The 19,041-nt window shown below is 59.6% G+C and carries 15 protein-coding genes and 6 pseudogenes; 10 read left to right on the forward strand and 11 right to left on the reverse strand.

From position 1 onward, the window contains the following. The first annotated feature begins 1 nt into the window (after position 1). The gene (locus HB777_36410) at positions 2 to 721 is read left to right on the forward strand and encodes an autoinducer-binding protein (GenBank protein ID QND69239.1); all 720 of its coding nucleotides are present in this window, start codon (positions 2 to 4) and stop codon (positions 719 to 721) included. An 80-nt stretch (positions 722 to 801) separates the two neighbouring features. Beyond that, positions 802 to 1,440, forward strand: coding sequence for an autoinducer synthase (locus HB777_36415; GenBank protein QND69240.1), 639 nt, complete (start codon positions 802 to 804; stop codon positions 1,438 to 1,440). Between the two features lie 418 nt (positions 1,441 to 1,858). Here HB777_36415 and HB777_36420 read toward each other — a convergent pair whose 3' ends face one another. Then, a complete protein-coding gene (locus HB777_36420) occupies positions 1,859 to 2,884 on the reverse strand; it encodes an IS110 family transposase (GenBank protein QND69241.1) in 1,026 nt (341 codons plus the stop codon). A gap of 380 nt (positions 2,885 to 3,264) precedes the next feature. On the opposite strand from HB777_36420, the pseudogene HB777_36425 reads away from it, so the two are divergent. Further along, positions 3,265 to 3,589 (forward strand): annotated as a pseudogene (locus HB777_36425) (IS6 family transposase). A gap of 266 nt (positions 3,590 to 3,855) precedes the next feature. Here the strand turns inward: HB777_36425 and HB777_36430 are convergent. From HB777_36430 to HB777_36440, 3 genes are all read right to left on the reverse strand, one after another. Next, on the reverse strand, positions 3,856 to 4,083 hold the full coding sequence (locus tag HB777_36430; GenBank protein ID QND69242.1) for a hypothetical protein: 228 nt from the start codon (positions 4,081 to 4,083) through the stop codon (positions 3,856 to 3,858). A gap of 108 nt (positions 4,084 to 4,191) precedes the next feature. Beyond that, complete coding sequence (locus tag HB777_36435) at positions 4,192 to 4,896, reverse strand: IS6 family transposase (GenBank protein ID QND69316.1); 705 nt, start codon at positions 4,894 to 4,896, stop codon at positions 4,192 to 4,194. 62 nt (positions 4,897 to 4,958) lie between these two features. Continuing rightward, positions 4,959 to 5,162: a hypothetical protein gene (locus tag HB777_36440; GenBank protein ID QND69014.1), complete on the reverse strand. Its 204-nt coding sequence runs from the start codon at positions 5,160 to 5,162 to the stop codon at positions 4,959 to 4,961. 496 nt (positions 5,163 to 5,658) lie between these two features. On the opposite strand from HB777_36440, the gene HB777_36445 reads away from it, so the two are divergent. The 6 genes and pseudogenes from HB777_36445 to HB777_36470 all read left to right on the forward strand — a co-directional run bounded on the left by HB777_36445 (position 5,659) and on the right by HB777_36470 (position 9,088). Next, positions 5,659 to 6,114, forward strand: a complete 456-nt coding sequence (locus HB777_36445; GenBank protein ID QND69243.1) for a phasin — start codon at positions 5,659 to 5,661, stop codon at positions 6,112 to 6,114. Positions 6,115 to 6,302: 188 nt separating this feature from the next. After that, positions 6,303 to 6,758 carry a phasin gene (locus tag HB777_36450; protein QND69244.1) on the forward strand — a complete coding sequence of 152 codons (456 nt, stop codon included), beginning with the start codon at positions 6,303 to 6,305 and terminating at the stop codon, positions 6,756 to 6,758. Between the two features lie 9 nt (positions 6,759 to 6,767). Then, a pseudogene (locus tag HB777_36455) lies at positions 6,768 to 7,052 on the forward strand (ROK family protein). Continuing rightward, a pseudogene (locus HB777_36460) lies at positions 7,049 to 7,719 on the forward strand (ABC transporter permease). Before HB777_36455 ends, HB777_36460 begins: the two co-directional pseudogenes overlap by 4 nt. A gap of 95 nt (positions 7,720 to 7,814) precedes the next feature. Continuing rightward, on the forward strand, positions 7,815 to 8,651 hold the full coding sequence (locus HB777_36465; protein ID QND69317.1) for a multicopper oxidase domain-containing protein: 837 nt from the start codon (positions 7,815 to 7,817) through the stop codon (positions 8,649 to 8,651). A 338-nt stretch (positions 8,652 to 8,989) separates the two neighbouring features. Then, a pseudogene (locus HB777_36470) lies at positions 8,990 to 9,088 on the forward strand (IS5/IS1182 family transposase). Positions 9,089 to 9,518: 430 nt separating this feature from the next. Here the strand turns inward: HB777_36470 and HB777_36475 are convergent. The 6 genes and pseudogenes from HB777_36475 to HB777_36500 form a co-directional block, all read right to left on the reverse strand. Then, positions 9,519 to 10,391, reverse strand: a pseudogene (locus HB777_36475) (hypothetical protein). After that, the gene (locus HB777_36480) at positions 10,388 to 13,114 is read right to left on the reverse strand and encodes a DEAD/DEAH box helicase (protein QND69318.1); all 2,727 of its coding nucleotides are present in this window, start codon (positions 13,112 to 13,114) and stop codon (positions 10,388 to 10,390) included. The pseudogene HB777_36475 and the gene HB777_36480 overlap by 4 nt, the downstream one beginning before the upstream one ends. A gap of 77 nt (positions 13,115 to 13,191) precedes the next feature. Then, positions 13,192 to 13,464 (reverse strand): transposase, encoded by a 273-nt coding sequence (locus tag HB777_36485; GenBank protein QND69245.1) that lies wholly within the window; start codon positions 13,462 to 13,464, stop codon positions 13,192 to 13,194. Positions 13,465 to 13,476: 12 nt separating this feature from the next. Further along, positions 13,477 to 14,460 (reverse strand): IS5 family transposase, encoded by a 984-nt coding sequence (locus tag HB777_36490; protein QND69246.1) that lies wholly within the window; start codon positions 14,458 to 14,460, stop codon positions 13,477 to 13,479. Between the two features lie 173 nt (positions 14,461 to 14,633). Beyond that, complete coding sequence (locus tag HB777_36495) at positions 14,634 to 16,793, reverse strand: S46 family peptidase (GenBank protein QND69247.1); 2,160 nt, start codon at positions 16,791 to 16,793, stop codon at positions 14,634 to 14,636. 457 nt (positions 16,794 to 17,250) lie between these two features. After that, positions 17,251 to 17,628 (reverse strand): flagellar export protein FliJ, encoded by a 378-nt coding sequence (locus HB777_36500; GenBank protein ID QND69248.1) that lies wholly within the window; start codon positions 17,626 to 17,628, stop codon positions 17,251 to 17,253. 265 nt (positions 17,629 to 17,893) lie between these two features. Between HB777_36500 and HB777_36505 the strand changes: the two genes are divergently transcribed. Continuing rightward, the gene (locus tag HB777_36505) at positions 17,894 to 18,103 is read left to right on the forward strand and encodes a hypothetical protein (GenBank protein ID QND69249.1); all 210 of its coding nucleotides are present in this window, start codon (positions 17,894 to 17,896) and stop codon (positions 18,101 to 18,103) included. A 584-nt stretch (positions 18,104 to 18,687) separates the two neighbouring features. On the opposite strand, the pseudogene HB777_36510 reads toward HB777_36505, so the two are convergent. Further along, a pseudogene (locus HB777_36510) lies at positions 18,688 to 18,918 on the reverse strand (IS6 family transposase). Positions 18,919 to 19,041: the final 123 nt, after the last annotated feature.

Consider the following 19,041-nt stretch of genomic DNA (forward strand, 5'->3'; position numbering starts at 1 on the left):
GATGGAAGACACCGACGCCTTCGATTTCATTGAACGCTGCGAATCTCATCGGCGATCAAAAAGCCTTCTGGACGACCTTCTTTCGACGGTGAAAGTGCTGGGCTTCGATCATCTGATTTTTAGTGGGGTTCCCGTCGATAGTCGAAAATTGGCTTCGATGGTGGAGCTGAACGGTTGGCCTGTGGCTTGGTTCGAACGGTATGTCAGTGCCAATCACGCGGCTGTCGACGGGGTCAGCATCTTTGCCGCTCGCACACTGAAACCTTTCTTTTGGGCTGACATTCCAGAAAGGTTTTCCGCAACTAAACAATCGAGTGCGGTGCAGGGTGAAGCGCGAGAATTCGGCATGCGCAGCGGATTTGCCGTTCCGATGCTCAGCCTCCATCACGGGCGATCCGTCATGTCTTTTGCATCGCCGGGCAACCGATGCGACATTTCAGACCGTCAAAAGAAACGGCTTGTTGCCATGGCAATGTACGCGGGGCAGTCTTTGGCAGAAAAGGATGATGAGCCGCCTCACGGCCCAACAATTACACAGCGGGAAAAAGAGATGCTGTATTGGGCGGCCCTTGGCAAATCCGCCTGGGAAATATCTGAGATACTCGGCTTGGCGGAGAGAACGGTGGAGTGGCACCTCCAATCGACTCGCAAAAAATTCGGCGTTGCCAAAACCATTCAAGCAATTGTTGAGGCCATAAGACGGGGGATAATACACCCTTGAATTTGTCAACCCGTACTTGTCGCGGGTGACGACTGGCGCACGAATCGTAACTTTCTTGCTAGAAAGCGGAGAGAACGGCGATGATTCAAGCGCACGTTGTTACGAGCGAGAACAAACACCTGTATGCGCACGAATTCGACCAGTTTCTGCGCTGGCGACATGATATTTTCGTCAACCAAAAAAGATGGCGGCCAGAAAGCCCTGATGGCCGGGAAACCGATGAGTTCGACACGAATGCTGCAACGTACATCCTGGGAATTGAGGACGGCGACGTGGTTACATCGGCCAGGCTGATACCGACCAGTCAGCCTCATCTGGTCTCCAAGATGTTTCCACAGATGTGCGAGCGCACCGGGGTTCCGTGCCGATCCGATTGGGCGGAATGGACCCGCACCTACGTTGTGCCATCCAAGCGCAGTGTGTCCCGTCGCGGCACTCTCACCGAATTGTGCTGCGCGGTGATGGAATTCGCTGTCGAAGAAGGGCTCTCTGCCATCGGAGGCATCCAGGAAACCTGTTTCATGTCGCATCACCAAGTTCTCAAATGGCAGGTCACGCCGCTCGGCCTCGCCCAGGAAATAGAAGGCGAAATGTGCATTGTGGCCTACATCCACGTCGATGACGCGGCGCTGAAAAGTGTTCGCCGCCTACTCGGCATCGATCGGACGCTGCTCGTGAGGCGGGGCCCATTGAAACCTTTTATCCAGGACGGGCATTAAGATCTGGCCGAACAATATACCCAGCGAATGAAGCGGTTCGGGCGTGACGACAGTTTTGTAATACGCTGCGGCCCTTCTCGCGCTGCAAATGATGAGAGGAATCGTAACGCCTAAGTGAAGGTAGATCGTGCCATGATGCGCATAAATCTACTGGCCTAATCGGCCCGAAGCTGATGAGGTTGTCTAATCGCCGTGGGGACGTCAAGTATCTTCGTTCTTGGAGATGCGTTTGCCGGGTACACGGTTGTCTTCGCGGTCGACATCGGTCGCCGCATGATGGAGCTTCGCGGGAGGAGCCTTCAATGTGGACGACGCACTTTGCTGAGTCAGCGGTGCAACCCCATCAGCGGAATGGCTCGGCCCCACGTCCCGGCAGGGACGTCTCAGGCGCTCAGATCCTGAACGCTATCCGCAAATTTCATGTTGTTGCTCCTGCGTTCCGATCAAAGAGCTCGCCAGTCTTGAGCATCGCATGCATCGTGACCGCCAGTTTGCGCGCTACGGCAACGGCCGCGCGTTTGAAGCCGATCCTCTCGCGGAGCTTGAGGCCCCATGTCCGCAGGGTGCTCTCGGTCGTGCTACGCGTCAGAATGACCGACGCTGCTTCGTAGAGAAGCCCTCGCAAATGGCGGTCACCGCGTCGGGATATATGGCCGTCATAATCGACTTCTCCGGATTGGTAGCGGCGCGTCGTCAGGCCGATCCAGGCGCCAACAGATCGGGACTTCTTGAAGTTGCCCGGATCTTCAATGGCAGTGGCGAAGGAGGTTGCGGTGATGGCGCCGATGCCAGGGATCGACATGAGTATGCGGCATGCCTGGCTCTGACGTGCATCTGCGACGAGCTGGCGCCCAAGCTCGGCGGCACGAATCCGTATCCCGCGCCAGGCTTCCAACATCGGCAGCACGATAAGAGCAAGTTCCTTGTGATCGATAAGAAGGCCCCGAACGTTCTTCTCGAATGTGGTTCCCTTACCTGCAGGAACGAGCAACCCGAATGTCTTCATGAGCCCCCGGATCTGGTTTGAAAGCTCGGTGGTGATTCGGACCAGCCGGGTGCGAGCCGACACGAGCGTCCGGGTCAACATGCTGTCGAAACCTTTCACGCGCACCTCGCGAAAGAACCCGACTTCTGCAAGCTGCGCCAAACCATCGGCATCATTCGCATCCGTCTTATTCGCCGCCATATCGAGCGCAGCTTTGGCGTGACGGGCATCGATGCAGATTGCCGGTAATCCCTTGGCGCGTAGCGCATGATAGAACCATACGGAGAGAGGCCCCGTTTCGAACACCACTCGTTTTACAGCTGGCGCCCGCTTACGGACAAGCTCGGCAATGATGTTGGGATCAGATGCGCACTTCCCGCGCCAGATCCGTTCGCCTTCACGGCGGATCGAAACTGCCGTCTCTTTCATCGACACATCGAGACCGATATATTCTTCCATGGCTGTTCTCCATTCGATGTTTGGGCCCGGCGTCAGCCGTGAGCCCGTATTTCCATCCTATCGGGGAACAGCCACCCTCCAAGACTACGATTGATTTCTAGGGCAACTCGCTCCCGCGATTACCCCATGTGGAAGGCCCTTCCCGAACGGCATCAAAAGTGCCCAACGTGGTCGTGAAACGCCACAAAGCAGAAGGACCGCTCCATGAAGAATATTACCACAGTCGGGCTTGATTTGGCCAAATCCGTTTTTCAGGTTCATGGGATATGAAGATGGAGCCGTGATCGTGCGTCGTGCTCTGCGCCGCTCGCAGTGGATGTGTTGCAACGTTTTTGTTACTCGCGAGTGGCAAGGAGCCTTCGATCATTTCGGAGGTTGCAATGTTCAAAGGCGGCCAGTTCGACCAATCCGTGATCCTGCTGTGCGTGCGCTGGTACCTGGCGTACAATCTGAGCCTGCATGATCTTGAGGAGGTGATGGCCGAGCGCGGGCATTACGGTCGATCACACGACCATCCACCGCTGGACGGTTCGTTTCTCGCCCTTGTTGCTCGAGCGTTTCAACCGGCGCAAGCGTAGCGTGACCGGCAAATGGCATGTCGACGAGACCTACATCAAGGTCCGCGGCCAGTGGATGTATCTCTATCGCGCCATCGACACTGTCGGTGACACAGTCGAGTTTTGGTTCAGCGAGCAGCGCGACCTGCCCTTCCGGGCAGCGGGTGTGTCGCCGCCAGGACGACGATGGCTCCGCCACAACCGTTGGTAGCAGCGCTTCATGGCTACTGCGGACGACAGTGTCGGGTTTACGATGATGTCGGAGATGGGGCAGCTCGCCACGTTGGAATTGAAGGTTTTATTCCTTTGGCATGATTAGTGCAGCAGATGATCCGCAAACGTTGCACGCAACCGATACAATGAGATGAGAGGTGAGCGTCATCCGGATTCTTTGCGTTAACGGTCCCTCAGTCTTCACGGGGTGGGCAGCCGCGCGGGCGCTGGCGCACGCCGGCCATCCCGGTAGTCATCGAGCCAGTCTGCGTAGAACAGGAAGCAGGATGAAAGCGAGATCAGCATGAACTCGAATTTGAAATGTTTGGCCCAAGCAACTGCCATCGCCTTGCTCTGGAAGGTCAGCGCTACGTCGGCGCACGAAGGTATGTGGATGCCGGGCCAGATTACGGAAGTGGGCGCGGCCATGCGCGCGGATGGGCTCCAGCTCGATCCCGCCCAGCTGCGCCGTCTGGACACTGGCAGGGGCTGTCACGTTGTCTAAAGGGCGGCGAGTGTAACGCGGTGAGATGCCGTTCAGGCAGTGATGCCGGCAGCGGCTTTCCATTCGGCGATGGCTTGAAGGCGATGATTGCGGATTTGGGAGGCAGAGCAGTTTGTGCGGGCTGGAACGAAGAGATTGCGGAGGGCGGAGAAGACCGACACAAAGTGCTGCAATGAGCCAATCGACCGGAAGCCCTGCCGCATCCGCTCCCGTTTGCGAAACGGCACATGAGAATTCTCCGCCCGGTTGTTAAGGCCTTTGTGCGAACGATGCTCGACATTCGCCATGACTTGGCGTTTCGCCGCGCCGTAGGAGCGCAGCCTGTCCGTGACCATCCGCTTCGGAGTGCTCCCCTGCTTCTTCAACAACCGGGTCAGCAAGCGCCGGGCAGCCTTGGTGTTGCGGCGGGTCTGGACGATCTCATCGAGCACGTAGCCGTCCTGGTCGACAGCGCGCCACAACCAGCGTCGCCTGCCATTGATGCTTACCGCGACCTCATCAAGAGGCCAAATGTCATCCTTCGACGGCGGCTTCCGGCGGATGCGACGGGCATAGTCGGGTCCATATCTGCGGCCCCAGCGGCGGATCGTCTCATACGAAACCACGATCCCACGCTCCAGCAGCATCTCCTCGACATGGCCCAGGCTCAAGGGAAATCGGTAATAGAGCCAAACGGCGTGCGCAATGATCTCGGTCGGAAAGCGATGGTTGTTGTAGCGGGCGGCAGCTCGCTTCAGACATGCCCGGTGCCTATCGTCAATCCGTTAACGCTGAAACAACGTGACAGCGCCCGGCGGAATCAACGACGGCGCCACCACGTCGCACCGATGGCCGAGGCGCGTGAGTTGGCGATGAACGCCATAGCCGCACGGGCCGGCCTCATAGCAAACGCCAGCGGCTTGCCGGACCGTCCGAGACGGTCGCACAGCTTGCTGATGGTATCAGCATCATTGGCAATCTCGCCGAGATAGTCCACCGCGCCGGAGCGTCTGCTCTCCGCCACCGAGATCCGTTCCTTGTGAATATCAAACCGACAAATCTGATATGGTCCATATGGCCCGTCTCCCATGCATGAGGCTCTGCGCCGGCCAGCCGGCTTAACCCTCGTACCGTTGCATATCGGATGACGGGCCGCCCTCAGGCCAGCAATCATAGGGACTAGGATGCGAGCATTGCCAGACCCCCAGTAGATTCCCCAGTAGATTGAACATTGGCGCTTGTTAAAATCATGGCCGTGGGGTCGCATCGGAGCCGTCACCATTGAGGGAATGCAAGGGCATGACCAAGCCTAAAACAATAATGACCGCGACGACCGGATAGCCATTCGGTCAAACCGGCAAGCCGGCGACCGAATTCCGCTCTATTGCAGAGATGGGTCGAACAGGTCCGAACAACTCCATGTCCGGCCGATGACGAGCACTGGAAATCCACAGAAGGCAGCTTAATCGACCCGCATGCATCGCAGGCAACAAACCATCGCCAACCAGAGGGATCAGAAAATGTCCAAGACCGCAGACAAGCCGAGCGAAACCGTCGAATTCCGGGCCTTCGACCCTGGCAAGGCCACCGATCAGTTCCGCGTTGTCGCCGAAAAGGGGGTCGAGCAGTCAAAGGAAGTGCTTGCCAAATTCCAGTCGAGCGCTGAAGATACCCAGAAGGCGCTTCAGTCGACCTTCGAAACTGCCAAATCGGCCGGCAATGAACTGTCACTGAAGATGCTTGCCGCGCTGCGCGCCAATGCCGAAGCCGACTTTTCACATCTTGAAACTCTGGTCGGCGCGAAGTCGCTGTCCGAGGTAATCGAGCTGCAGACGACCTTCCTACGCAAGCGCGTCGAAATGAGTGTCGCGCAAGCCAAGGACATCCAGGCGCTCACCACCAAGGCGGTCACCGACGTTTCCAAACCAGTAAAGGACGCCTTCGAGAATACGCTCAGGGATCTCAAGGTCGCCTGATCGTTCAAGCGACCGAATACCCCGCGTGTCAGCACGGCCCGCTGACACGGGGACCGCAGTGACCGCACCGTTCCCATGACGGCGACGTTCCGCCTGGAATGCGATGCGACCTGCTTCGTCAGGCGGGGCGTGCAATGCAAAATGAGCATACGCACATCAGAGAGATCGTCGACCAGAAGGATAACGAAATGGCCAAGACCGAAGATCAAGACATCGAAACAGTCCACTTCCCGGCATTAGACCCTGCCAAAGCCGCCGATCAGCTGCGTGTAGTCGCCGAAAAGGTGGGCGAGCTGTCGACAGGAGCTCTCGTCAAATTCGCGTCGGGTGCTGAAGACGCCCAGAAAATGCTCAAGTCCATCTTCGAAAACACAAAAGCGGTCAGTAACGAGCTGTCGTTGAAGACGATGGGTGCATTGCGGGCCAACGCCGAGGCAGACCTCTCTCATCTACAGGCGTTGGTTGGCGCGAAGTTGCCGTCGCAAGTTATCGCGCTGCAGTCGAACTTCTTGCGCAAGCGGGTCGAAATGTGTGTGGAGCAGGCCAAGGAATTCCAGGCACTCAGCACCAAGGGGGTGGCCGACGTCACCAAACCGATCAAGGACGCCTTGGAGAAGGCGCTGACCGACGTAAAGGCGGCCTGACCGTCCCGGCTTGCCGCGGTGGAAAAGCACCCGCAGGTGTGGGATGCAGCCCTCCGGCACCTAACGACGGCAATTGCCACCGCAACCAACCTGCTCAATCCGGACCTGATCGTCTTTGGCGGCCACCTGGCCGAGGCCCCGGAAAGCTTCATCGACCACATCCGGGCCGGCGTCCTGCCGCCGATGCGCGATGTGCTTCGGATCGAGCGGTCTAGCCTTGGCCCCGGCGCCGGCGCCATCGGTGCTTCCGCAGCGGCGCTCGACCAGTTCTTCTATTCGGGGATGTCGCGATGAGCGAGGCGGCGAAAGCGACGCGCGCCAGTGGCGGGCCGCAGGAGGGCCACGGCACCGACTATGCCGGCCTTGCGCTCAATCTTTGCGGGCTCGTCGCCGGCATCGCCATCTGGTGTGCGCTGACGGCGGGAGGCGCAGTGGGCCTGCCGCCGCCGCCACAGGTCGCGGCAAGGTTTGCTGATGTCATCGCCAGCGGGCAGCTCGCCACCGACATCCTATCCAGCCTGGCGCGGGTACTGACTGGCTTCCTGCTCGGCGTGATCCTGGCGATCCCGGTCGGCTTCGTCATGGGCTGGTACAAGGTCGCGCGTCCGCTCATCGAGCCCTACCTGCAGTCTTCCGCATGATCCCGCCGCTAGCCATCATTCCGCTGGCGATCAGCGCCCGGGACATGACGATCTTCCTGCTCGTCATCATTCCCGCCTCGACGCCGTTCATCCTGGTCGGCATGCGCATCGGGCTCGGATCGGCCTGGGCGACGCTGGTCGCGGCCGAGCTGATCGCCGCGCAGACCGGCCTCGGTTTCCGCATGCAGCAGGCACAGCTCTACTACGACCTGCCGGCCATCTTCGTCAGCCTGATCACTATCGGCATCCTCGGCCTTGCCATGGACCGCATCCTGCAGGTGATCGAGCGCCGGCTGACCGTCTGGCAGGAGCGGGTGTGATGCCGCCCAAGATGGTCTTCGACAACGTCACGCGCCGGTTCGACCTCAAGGACAATGCCTTCGTCGCGCTCGATTAATCAGAAGGAATGACGACGATGCTCTCAAGACGACAGATGCTTGGCGCTAGCGCCCTTTTGGTCGGGTCGGCCGCGTGGACCAAGACATCGGCGCAGGGGTTGCCTGACGCGCCGATCATGGAATCCCCCGACATGCAGCCGCCGCTCTTTCCAAAAGGCGGCCCCGACTACCAGCCGGTGGTGACGCTCAACGGCTGGACCCTGCCACATCGCATAAACAACGGCGTGAAGGAATTCCACCTCGTCGCCGAACCCGTCGAGCGCGAGATGGCGCCGGGCATGACCGGCTACTTATGGGGCTACAACGGGCAGTCCCCCGGTCCGACAATCGAGGCCCTGGAAGGCGACCGCGTCCGGATCTTCGTCACCAACAAGCTGCCGGAGCACACCACTATCCACTGGCACGGCATGATCCTGCCGTCGGGTATGGACGGCGTGGGTGGGCTGACGCAGCCCCAAATCCCGCCTGGGAAGACCTCCGTCTACGAGTTCGACCTGGTTAAGAGCGGGACGTTCATGTACCACCCGCATTCTGACGAGATGGTCCAGATGGCCATGGGCATGATGGGCTTCTTCGTCATCCACCCGAAGGACCGAAGGAAAATCCGCCTGAGATGGCAGTCAGACGCGCGCCGTCTGGTGCATCGTGACGAGCCCGGCGCTTATTACGAGGCACAGCGTTTGGCCGCTCGGGCACGGGCTTCAGGGCAAGCCGGCGAATTCGTCCATTGGGCCAAGGTGGCGGCCGAAATAGCGAGGATCTCGCCTCGTTCGCATATGGATATCGCAGTGGTCCAGGCGATCGTCGACGATGAGACGCGACGCGGAGAGGCTTCTCGCAGCCATAACGATTGAACTGGCGGCCGCGCCGAGATCGCTTCGGCACGGCACGGAAGCCGTCCTTTCAACCTGAGGCGCTGGACGGGACCGGATGTACCCCGCTCTTCATGGATGGCTTTCCTGGTCCTCCGCCCGACCTTTCCGATCAACCCGCATATGTGGAACGGGCGCTGTCACGTTGTTTCAGCGTTGACGGATTGACGATAGGCACCGGGCATGTCTGAGGCTGCCGCCCGCTACAAGAACCATCGCTTTCCGACCGAGATCATTGCTCACGAGCGTTGGTGCATGGATCCTTTGTCAACGGTTTGGCGATAGGCAGGCAGGATCGAAATCAGCTTGATGCGAGAGCCATGCCGTACAAACACAACGCAGATCGTCGTCATCACGTCGGAAAGATGACATTCAGGGTGACGAATTGGCGTGACTACGAAGCAGGTCTGCGCCGGAGACGGCCGGTCATGCAATCGGGCTCAAACCTTGGATGCCGAAACAGTCCTGGAGTTCTGCTCATGCGTTGCTAAATTTAACCCTTGACCCCAAGAAGCCCATGTGAGGCCAGGTACGGGGTGACGACAAGAACTGTGCGTGGCTGTACGACATTTGAGAACGTATAGCGAACAAGGCTTGTCGCAGGCATTACCGAGGCCTCCCGCGCCTTTCGTCTCGAGATGCCTCTGCGAGTTTTTTGCGCACTGAGAGCCGAACTGGTCGCCCGCCGGTGTGTGCTGCCGCTTCGCGCAGTTTGGCGCGAGGTGTCAACTTATGGGTATCGCCGGTGGCTTGCTCTGCCTCACCCCGATCTATCACAGGTGGTTTGACGATCTGGGGAATGCCAAGAGGCTGCTTCGATCCGACCCCCTCATGCGGCGTGGTCGGCAGAGGGTCACGCTTATGCTTGTCCGGCTTGGCTGCGAGTCGTGGCGACTTGATTTCGGCCCCTGTGTCTCGAACCTTTTGCGTCGTGTCAGATTTCCTGGCTCGCCGCTGCTCAGTGTTGGCCTTTGGCATCGCGCTCCGACCCTGTGCGATGGCTGTCGAAGGGCCTGGTACATCCAGTTCAATACCGAACAGGGCGGCCATATCGTCGTCGGCGAGGACACGCTCGTTTGTTGTTGCCTCGGTCATTGACGGATCGACGCCGATGGCGATGAGTTCATTGCGATCGACGCCTCGCAGTGTGAAAAGTGCATCCGGATTGGCATCGAACCTTGCCCCGATGCCATAAGCCACGGCCGCGACATGCTTGCACATCTCGGCCCAATCTGGGCAAGTGCAAGCCAATTTGATTTCCTGGGGGCCAGGGAACAGGCCATCGCCCTCCCGGCAAACGCGTTCCATCACCTTTTTCGCCAATTTGCCTTGCAACAGTTCGACGATCGAGCCAATCGAGCCGGTGCAATCGGCGCAAATCGCACTCCAGCGCGGCGGGGTGGCCGGGGCAATGTCAATGCGCACCTTGTAAATCTGCGAACCGCTGACCAGAGCCTCAACGCTGCCCTCGGCGATGGAAAGATCCACGACCGAACCGTTCCTGACATAGGTGCGCCCGCGGGGCAAACGATTGGAAAAATCGGAATAGCGCTCAAGGTTGTCGCACCAAGCTTTGCCCCAGAAACTTGCCGCAATGCGCCGACCCTCGATGACAACGGGCGAAACCGTCTGCCCTTTTTTCAACAGGAGCTTGACCTGCTTTGCCGCATCGGCACGCCGTTGTGCGACCGAAACGTAAGGCTTGTAACCCCAATAGCTCATACTGGCTCCATCATCGCGCTGGAGAGATCAAGCCGAACAAGATTAAGCAGTTCACGGTTCCCCATTTTGGTGAGGTTGACCTCACCACCACCGCCCAGCAACTGCGTGGCCATATGCTGCTTCGCTTCGATCATCTCATCGATCCGCTCTTCTATGGTGCCACGGCAGACGAACTTATGCACCAGTACGTTGCGCTTCTGCCCAATCCGAAAAGCGCGATCAGTTGCCTGATTCTCGACCGCAGGATTCCACCAACGATCAAAGTGTACAACATGCGAGGCCGCTGTCAGCGTCAAACCCGATCCGCCAGCCTTGAGCGACAGGACGAAAAACGGAATATGCTCGTCCTCCTGAAACCGGGCCACCAGATCCTTGCGCTTGGCCACCGCCGTCGCACCACTGAGCGCCAGGCCCGGTCGGCCAAACACCCCGGTCAACAGCATGGACAACGGCTCGATAATCTCGGTAAACTGGGTGAACACCAGCATCTTTTCCTGACGGCTCGCAACGGTCGTCGCGATGTCAGCAAGCCGCTCGAATTTACCGCTGTCGCCATGTGCCCAATCTGAGCCCCCTCCATGGGCAGTATGGTTGCAGATTTGCTTGAGCCGCATCAGCGTCGAAAGAACCAGACCGCGCCTGCTCATATCGTCGCCGGATTCCTCAAGCAGGCGCTCGAAATTGTCGACCGTGTTCTGATAGAGCGCCGCCTGTTTCCGGCTGAGCGAGCACCAGGCTTTCACCTCGGTCTTATCGGGGAGATCAGCGATGACGCGGCGGTCGGTTTTCATCCGCCGCAAGATATAGGGCGCGACGAGCCTGCGTAGGGGGGCGTAGTTCGGTGGCTGCTGCGCCGCGAGTTGCTTGGCAAAGCCGCGAAAGGCACGCGCGGTCCCCAGCAAGCCAGGGTTGAGAAAGTCAAAAATCGACCACAGATCGCCCAGAGTGTTTTCAACCGGTGTGCCGGTGAGCGCAATTCGTCCCTCCGCGCGCAGGGCCTTGACGGCGCGCGTCTGCTTGGTTGCGACGTTCTTGATCGCCTGCGCCTCGTCGATAACCACCAGATGCCAATGCGTCTGCGCCAGCCAGCCCTGTCGCAACAACGAGGCATAGGAGGTAACCACCAGATCAGATTGGCTGAGAAACGTGTCCGGTGCCGACAGTTCATCGCGCGACACGAATGCGGGATGCGCGATGAACACCCGCAACGAGGGTGCAAAGCGATCGGCTTCTGCGGCCCAGTTGGCCAGCAGCGAGGCCGGGGCCACGATCAGGATCGGGGGCAAGCCAGGCGCGTTTGCGCGCATCGCCAGCGCGAGCGCCAGCACCTGCACTGTCTTCCCCAAGCCCATATCATCGGCAAGACAGGCGCCGAGCCCGAGGCGCGTGAGAAACGACAGCCACTGCACGCCCACTTGCTGGTATGGACGCAGGTTCGCCCGCAACGCATCGCCCGGCAAGGCGTTGTCCAGCGTTTCCGGGTTTCGGCAAGCGGCAAGCGCCTCTGCGAACCACGGCCCTGCCCGCACCTGCCCCCATTGCGCAGCGAACGCGGCAGCATCGTCGCGTTCGTCGCCAATCCCGGCGCCGGCAAGCAGTCGCATCGCCTGTCCGAACGATATGCCTTCCTCGTTGGCGAGCCGTTCGATTTCCCCGTAGCGATCCAGGGCGGCCGCCAACCGGTCGCGATCGAGTTCGATCCATTTGCCGCGCAACAGCGCCAGTCCGTCCGCTGCTGACAGAAGCTGTTCGATTTCCGCAGCGCTCAACGCCTCGCCATCGAGCACGACCTCGATCGAGAAATCCATCAGTTGCTCGGTCCCCACTCTTGAAGGCTCGCTGGCGCCGACAACTGCCTCGACCATCGGGCGGGCAGGGCGCTGGTTCGGCCACGATGCCGGCATCCGCACGATGATCCCCGCTTGCTCCAGCGCGGTCAAATCCGACAGCATCTGCATCGCCTCGCCAGGCGTCCAGCGCAGGGGATGGAAGATCTCGCCCGAATCGACGATGGCCTTGAGCCACCCGCAGCGTTCGCTTGCCCGACTGACCGGTTCCAGCAGCTTCAGCAGTTGGCCTTTGGCGCCAGTTCCGGCAAATTCGCGCAGCGCGCCGCCAAGGGGTGCGTGGCGCAATGCGTTTTGCGCACCGAGGCCCGGCACATACGTTGCGAGAAACGCAAACGGCCGCTCGGCATCCTTGCGGTTTTCGGCGAGATTGAAATGCACGCGTCCAACATGCCGCCAGCGACTGTCGTGACGCTCGAGATAGGCCGAGAGGTCAAGCCCGCTGGCTGCCAGATCGGCTTCAAGGGCAGCCCTGAGCGATGCCCATAGGTCAGCAAGCACTGTGGCATCAAGATATTCGCCACCACGCATCGGTGGCGCTTCATCGACAAGGCCGTTGAGGTCGTCGGTGCCAGGGCAAACCACTCCACCAGTTTCCGCATGGCAGCGCGCCGCGATGAAGCGGCAGGCAAAGTTTTGCCAGAACGCGAAGTCAGGTGACAAAGGCGTATCGGTGACAAGGCCCAACGTGAGAAGCCCGAAGCCCGCCCCGTGATGAAAGGCATCCTTGATGTGCGCCGCGACAGTAGCGTCGAGAACGAATCCCTCGTCTGCTTCTTCCAAACGCAACGCGCCATGCGGAGAGAGCGCCGAGACAAGACCCGTTTGCGCTGGATCGGTGGGCTCATTTGCCCCGGTTTCTTCTCCCCGTTGAATGCCATGGCCATATTCGCTCGTGTGCACCCCCTGCGAAAAGGCTGGCCTTGGTCCGGCTTGAATTTTGGGCGTTCTGCTCACGCCGCCTCCACGATTTTCTCTTTGGTGGCATGACGGAGCGGACGGAATGTGCCCTCGGGGCGGCCTTCCCCATTCCAATCATAGATGCCGGTAAGGTTGATGTGCTCCCATATCTGCGGGGAGATGTGGCGGATGATTTCATCCGGCAGATCGTGCCCTTCTGCCCGCAGGCTTTCAACGACTTGCGAGAGGTAGACCGTGTTCCACAAGATGATAGCGCTGACCACGGCGTTGGTGCGCGGATATGAAATCGAACGCATTTCGATCATTAATGTAGTTGGTTATGCCTGCGTGACTTGACGCCGGATAGACTCCGGGCGTGCCCATGCCAGCATGCGGTTGAGAACGATGCACCCGATGGCAACCTCGGTCTGTTGAGCCGGAAGAGAGCGTGCTCGCAGGCGCCGTCCGATCAGCCCCTTGTATCGTCCGATGGCTGTTTCGCTCAGCGCCCGCTTGCCGTAGCCGGAGGCTGCCTGCCATTTCAGCCGACCGTCGCTTGCGATTGCGGCAATGTGCTTGTCCCTTTGACCAGGCGGTCCGGCATCACCGCTTTCCACCGCCGTGGAACGCGGTGGAATGACGATGTTCGCGGTTGCGCTGTGCTGCAGGATAGACCGATAGGTTGGCTTGCCGTCATAGGCTCCGTCGGCTGTGAACTGGTCGATCTCGCCGTCGATCTGATCGAGCAGCGGTGCCACCTGGGAAGGATCATCCGTGTCCTGATCTGTCAGCCTTTGGGCAATGATCGCGCCACTTTTGGCATCCACTGCCAGATGCAGCTTGCGCCAGTTGCGACGTGATCTGGCGCCATGTTTCTGCTCCAGCCATTGCCCGGCGCCGTAGACTTTCAATCCCGTGCTATCGACAAGCACATGCAGCGGGCCGTCCGGCAGCGGCGGGTTTCGTCGGGCTGATGGCTCCCACTTCTGTGCCCGACGGCTCAGCGTCGTATGATCTGGAACTGGGACTTTCAGCCCCATGAGATCCAGCAGCGAGTGGAGCAATCCCTCGGTCTGGCGCAGCCGCATTGCGAAGACGCAACCCAGCGTCAGCGCTGTCTCAATGGCGAGATCGGAATACCGGGCTTGGCCGCCGCGGGTCTTGCGTCGCGGAGCGCGCCATCCCGCCAGTGCCTCCGGCGTTACCCATAAGGTCAGGCTACCACGCCGGCGCAGACCTGCTTCGTAGTCACGCCAATTCGTCACCCTGAATGTCATCTTTCCGACGTGATGACGACGATCTGCGTTGTGTTTGTACGGCATGGCTCTCGCATCAAGCTGATTTCGATCCTGCCTGCCTATCGCCAAACCGTTGACAAAGGATCCATGCACCAACGCTCAGCCACGGCATAGTCTGCCGCTTCAAAGAGCGCCATCCGCTTAAGTCCGGATCCATTGCAGCAAAACCCTGTCATTTACCAACGTTTTCTATCCGCTCAGGAGCGCGGCGCCGGCCGCACTCCCATTTCCTTGAGCAACCGGCCCGCGCCGTCGATCTTGTCCATGGTCCAGATCATGAAGCGACTGTCGACATGGATGCTGCGATTGCGGTCCGCGTCGGGGGCCCAGTCCGAGATCACGCCCTCGAGCGTGCCGTCGAACACGAGACCCACGAACTCGCCACGCCCGTTCAGCGTCGCCGAGCCACTGTTGCCGTTGGTGATGTCAACCGTGGACATGAAGTCGACCGGCAACGTGCCCAGCGCCGGCGCGACATATGGGCCATAGTCCTTGGCCCGAATCGCGGCAACCACGGCATCCGGCGCATCGAACTCGCCCCTGCCAGTGTGCTTGGCCAGAAGTCCCTCGGCCGTGGTGAAGGGCGTCCAGATCTGCCCATCGCGCGTTCGCCCTGCCACCTTGCCCCAAGTGATGCGCAGCGATCCATTCGCGTCGGGATACACTGGCTGGCCGATTGCCTGCCGATAGACACGCAGACCCTGCATATAGGTCGCGCGGGGCGCCTGCGTACGGCCGGCGCGGTCCTTCTTCGCGACCTCCGCAGCTATGTCGCCGGGATAGAGCGCGACCGCCAGCTTGATGAAAGGATCATCCGACGCCTCGAAGGCAGTAGCCGGCTTACCGAGCCAGCCGAGCCGCGTGGCCGTGTCGGCGAGTTTGGTGTCCGCATAGAGTCGGTCAAGGCCGATTTGGTCCAGAGCGGTCTCGAACGCAGTATCGCGATCCTTTGCGTCCAGCCGACGATATTCATCGAGCGCGGCCTCGAAGAGCTTGCGATCGATGTCGGGCAGATAACGGAGTTCTATCTGCGTCAGTTGATCGACGGTCTCGTTAAGGTCACGATCCTGAAAGCCGCTTTCACGGTCTTCATCGGGCTTCTCGTGCTCCTTCGCCCAGCGATAGAGAGTGCGCGCGGATGAGAGGATTTGCGCGCGGTCCAGCAGCGCCTGCCGCAGCCCCTTGAGTGAGGCCCGGCTATTCTCGGCCACCATGGCGTCCAGTTCGCGGATTGCTGTGTCATAGCGCGCCTGCCGCGCGGGATCGTCAGCGACCCAGTCGCGATAAGCTTTCTCCTCGTTGGCCTTGCGAGCATCGAGCCCAATCGCATCGGCGCCGGCGAGATCGCCCGCTAGTTTCTTCTCGTAGTTTTCCGCGCCTTGCAGGATGGCGGCGTAGCGGATCTGCGCGTCACGATTGCCTGCCGTGGCTCGCTTGATCTGGGCGGCATAGTCCGACAACAAACGCTGCAGCAGCGGTTCGTAGTCCGCGAAGTTGAACTGGACTTCGCCAGCGGTGCGCAACCGATTGGTCGTCCCCGGAAAGCCGGCGACCATCACGAAATCGCCTTCTTGAACACCTTCATGGGCGATGCGCAGCCAGCTCTTCGGCCGGTAGGGCACATTGTCGCGCGCATAAGGCCGGGAGGAACCATCAGGAGCGACATAGGCGCGATAAAAGCCGAAGTCGCCTGTGTGGCGCGGCCACATCCAATTGTCCGTTTCGCCGCCGAAGTTACCGATGCCGAGCGCGGGCGCATAGGCGAGGCGCACGTCCTGAATTTCGAGCTTCTGCTCGAGATAGTAGGAGTCGCCGCCATAATAGCCCTCCACGTCGCAGCGGCGATTGGGCTGTGCTTCACATGCAGCGATGAGCGCCTTGCGGTTCGTGTCGAGCCGCTCATAGCGGGCAAAGCCGTTCAGCTTGTCCGAAACGCCCTTGAGCATGTCGGCGGTCACATCCCGCATATCCTCGATCACATAGATGCGGCTGCCAGGCGCCGCGGGCAATTCTTCACCCAGGCTCTTCGCCAGAAAGCCGTTTGTGAGATAGTCCTGTCCCTCCTTGCTGTTGTACTGGATAGATCCGAACACGCAGTGATGATTGGTTGCGACCAGCCCTTGTGGACTGACGAAGGAGGCGGAGCATCCGCCCAGTGATACGATCGCGTTGAGCGGGCCAGTGTCCAGACGGCGCAACAGGGCGGGATCGATCTGGAGCCCATCCACGCGCATGGCCGCGCCCACGTCCGCAATCTGGCCCGGCATCCACATACCTTCGTGCGCCGACGTAGCGCTGACCTTCCAGAGCAAGGCGATGGCAGTTGCTTGGGCCAAACATTTCAAATTCGAGTTCATGCTGATCTCGCTCTCATCCTGCTTACTGTTCTACGCAGACCGGATCGATGACTATCGGGATGGTCGGCGTCCGCCCGCGCGGCTGGCACTCCGTCACGACTGAGTGGACCGTTGACGCTCACCTCTCATCGTATCGGTGGCGTGCATGCTTGCGGATCATCCGCAGCACCAACCGTGCCAAAGGAATAAAACCTTCAATTACAACGTGGTGAGCCGCCCCATCTGTGTCCGATCTCCCGCATCGTCGTAAACCCGACAGAATTAAATGGAAAACGACACCTGCGTAACGCCGCCATGCAAATCTGGAACAAATCGCGTGTGTCGCCGCGGCACGACAGCCGTCCCCGCCAGCTATCGCTGCATCAAGCCGCTGATAATTTTACAGTGCCCGCACTCCTCCTCGTGCGCCAACGGTCAGTCTGGTGTCGCGAATTGAGGCGCGCTAAAGCCGTCCGGCTCAGCCGATCATGGCGCTTCGGTTGCCGGGTTCGAGGTCGTGGCCTCTGCCGCTGCGCGATTCTAGCATTTGCGCCTTGGAGAGCTCTGCTTCAGCCTCGGCGAGAGATGGCTCGGCTGCGGTTCTCTGCCGCAGAAGGTCCGATTGCGAACTCTTGAGGTTGTCACGACGCAGGCGGGCGGCCTTGGCGAACGTCGGGTAAGCGAAATGATTGATATCGGAGATGCCAGCCTTCGTTTCCTCGGCGTTGATCTGGAAGTCCAGTTCTCGCGCCATGCGTTCGAAATCGGCAATCATCATGTCTAGCTGCTGCAGCTGTCGCCGCTTCTCATTCACCTGAAATTGCTTAAGTCGGACCAGATTACCTCGTGGCTTCATGACTCGGTACTCCCGTACACATTTCGTCCGATCAAACCGCTCTCCTCCCAGCCCCTTAACGTTAGGCCTACAGCGACTCTCACGGTTTCCGCTGCGACAGGAAACATATTGTCCAAAATCCTTGGCCGATGGCTATGAGTTCAATGGCATCGACAAGCATGCGGGCGAGGGACTTAAGGGGCGGTAAAAAAGGTGAAATAGGGCGATGTCACGCTGTCTGCATATGAACCCGTTGAGACCTGGCGGCCGCTGATGTCAGCAGACCATGGCCACGGCTTTCCATTTCGCCATGGGCCGCGTCTCTCTGCAGCGCGATCAAACCGGCATAGGTGCCCACAAAATTCCGAAGCGGGGATTCGTTCTCGGGGACTTTGCGACAGCCGTTTGTGCGCTCTTCCAGGAGCTTGCGACAAAACCGGCATCAGTGCCTCAATCGGTTTTGCACCAGTTCGAACTGTTCCCCTTCGCCATGTGACAGGGTTTCCCTGCCGCGGACTACTACGAGAACTCCGCCAACATGATGGACATCAGGGCCAACTCCCTTGCGATGCAGAACATCGTTGTCATTCCATCATGCCTTCCCTCGTTCATATGCTGGACGTCTTCGTATTGGTGAGGCTGCCGGTCGCAGTCTTTTCCCTTGCTTTCTGCAAGTCGATGCCGATGCCATGGTCTGGCTGCGTTCTCTCCATGGTCCCCAATAAGCGCCTTACGTATGCGCTATTGTTTGGATGCGTGCCGACATACATTTCCAGCACCATCAACGGCATTCCGCCTGTTAAGCCGTGTAGGCGGAGGCGACGATTTAGCCCTCAGACACGGATGAACCGGTTCGTGTTCCTCAACCTTCCAATACTTCAGCCTCGGGAACCATCTCGGCGTAACGACTTCGCCTCAATCCCCTTTACCTGCGGGCTACGTCACCCTGCCAGTTGACAGCAGGTCACCGCCGCTTGGGCTCATGCCCCCTCACAGCAGGGGACAAGGCACTTCTTCAAATCCTCCTTTCTCTCTTGCATTCCAGTCATACGCTTCCCCCTGTTCGGAGCGAGGCGCACTGTAGGTCTCGTCCGCATGCCATTTGCCGGTCACGGCGCGCTTGCGCCGGTTGAAGTGTTCCATCAGCAGCGGCGCGAAATGAACGACCCAGCGATGGATCGTTGAATGATCGACGCTAATGCCACGCTCCGCCATCATTTCTCGAAGATCGCGTAGGCTCAGTCCGTAGGCCAGATACCAGCGATTGCAAAGCAAGATCACAGATTGGTCGAAATGGCGGCCTTTGAACATCTCAACTCTCCGGGGAACACCGGAGCCCAATGCCATGCGCCTCGTTACCAAAGACTTTGCAACACATCCACATCAGGGGCATTGAATGTCATGATTAGATACAGCGGTCGCGATAAATCGGCG

Source organism: Mesorhizobium loti (assembly GCA_014189435.1).
Lineage (GTDB): Bacteria > Pseudomonadota > Alphaproteobacteria > Rhizobiales > Rhizobiaceae > Mesorhizobium > Mesorhizobium loti_G.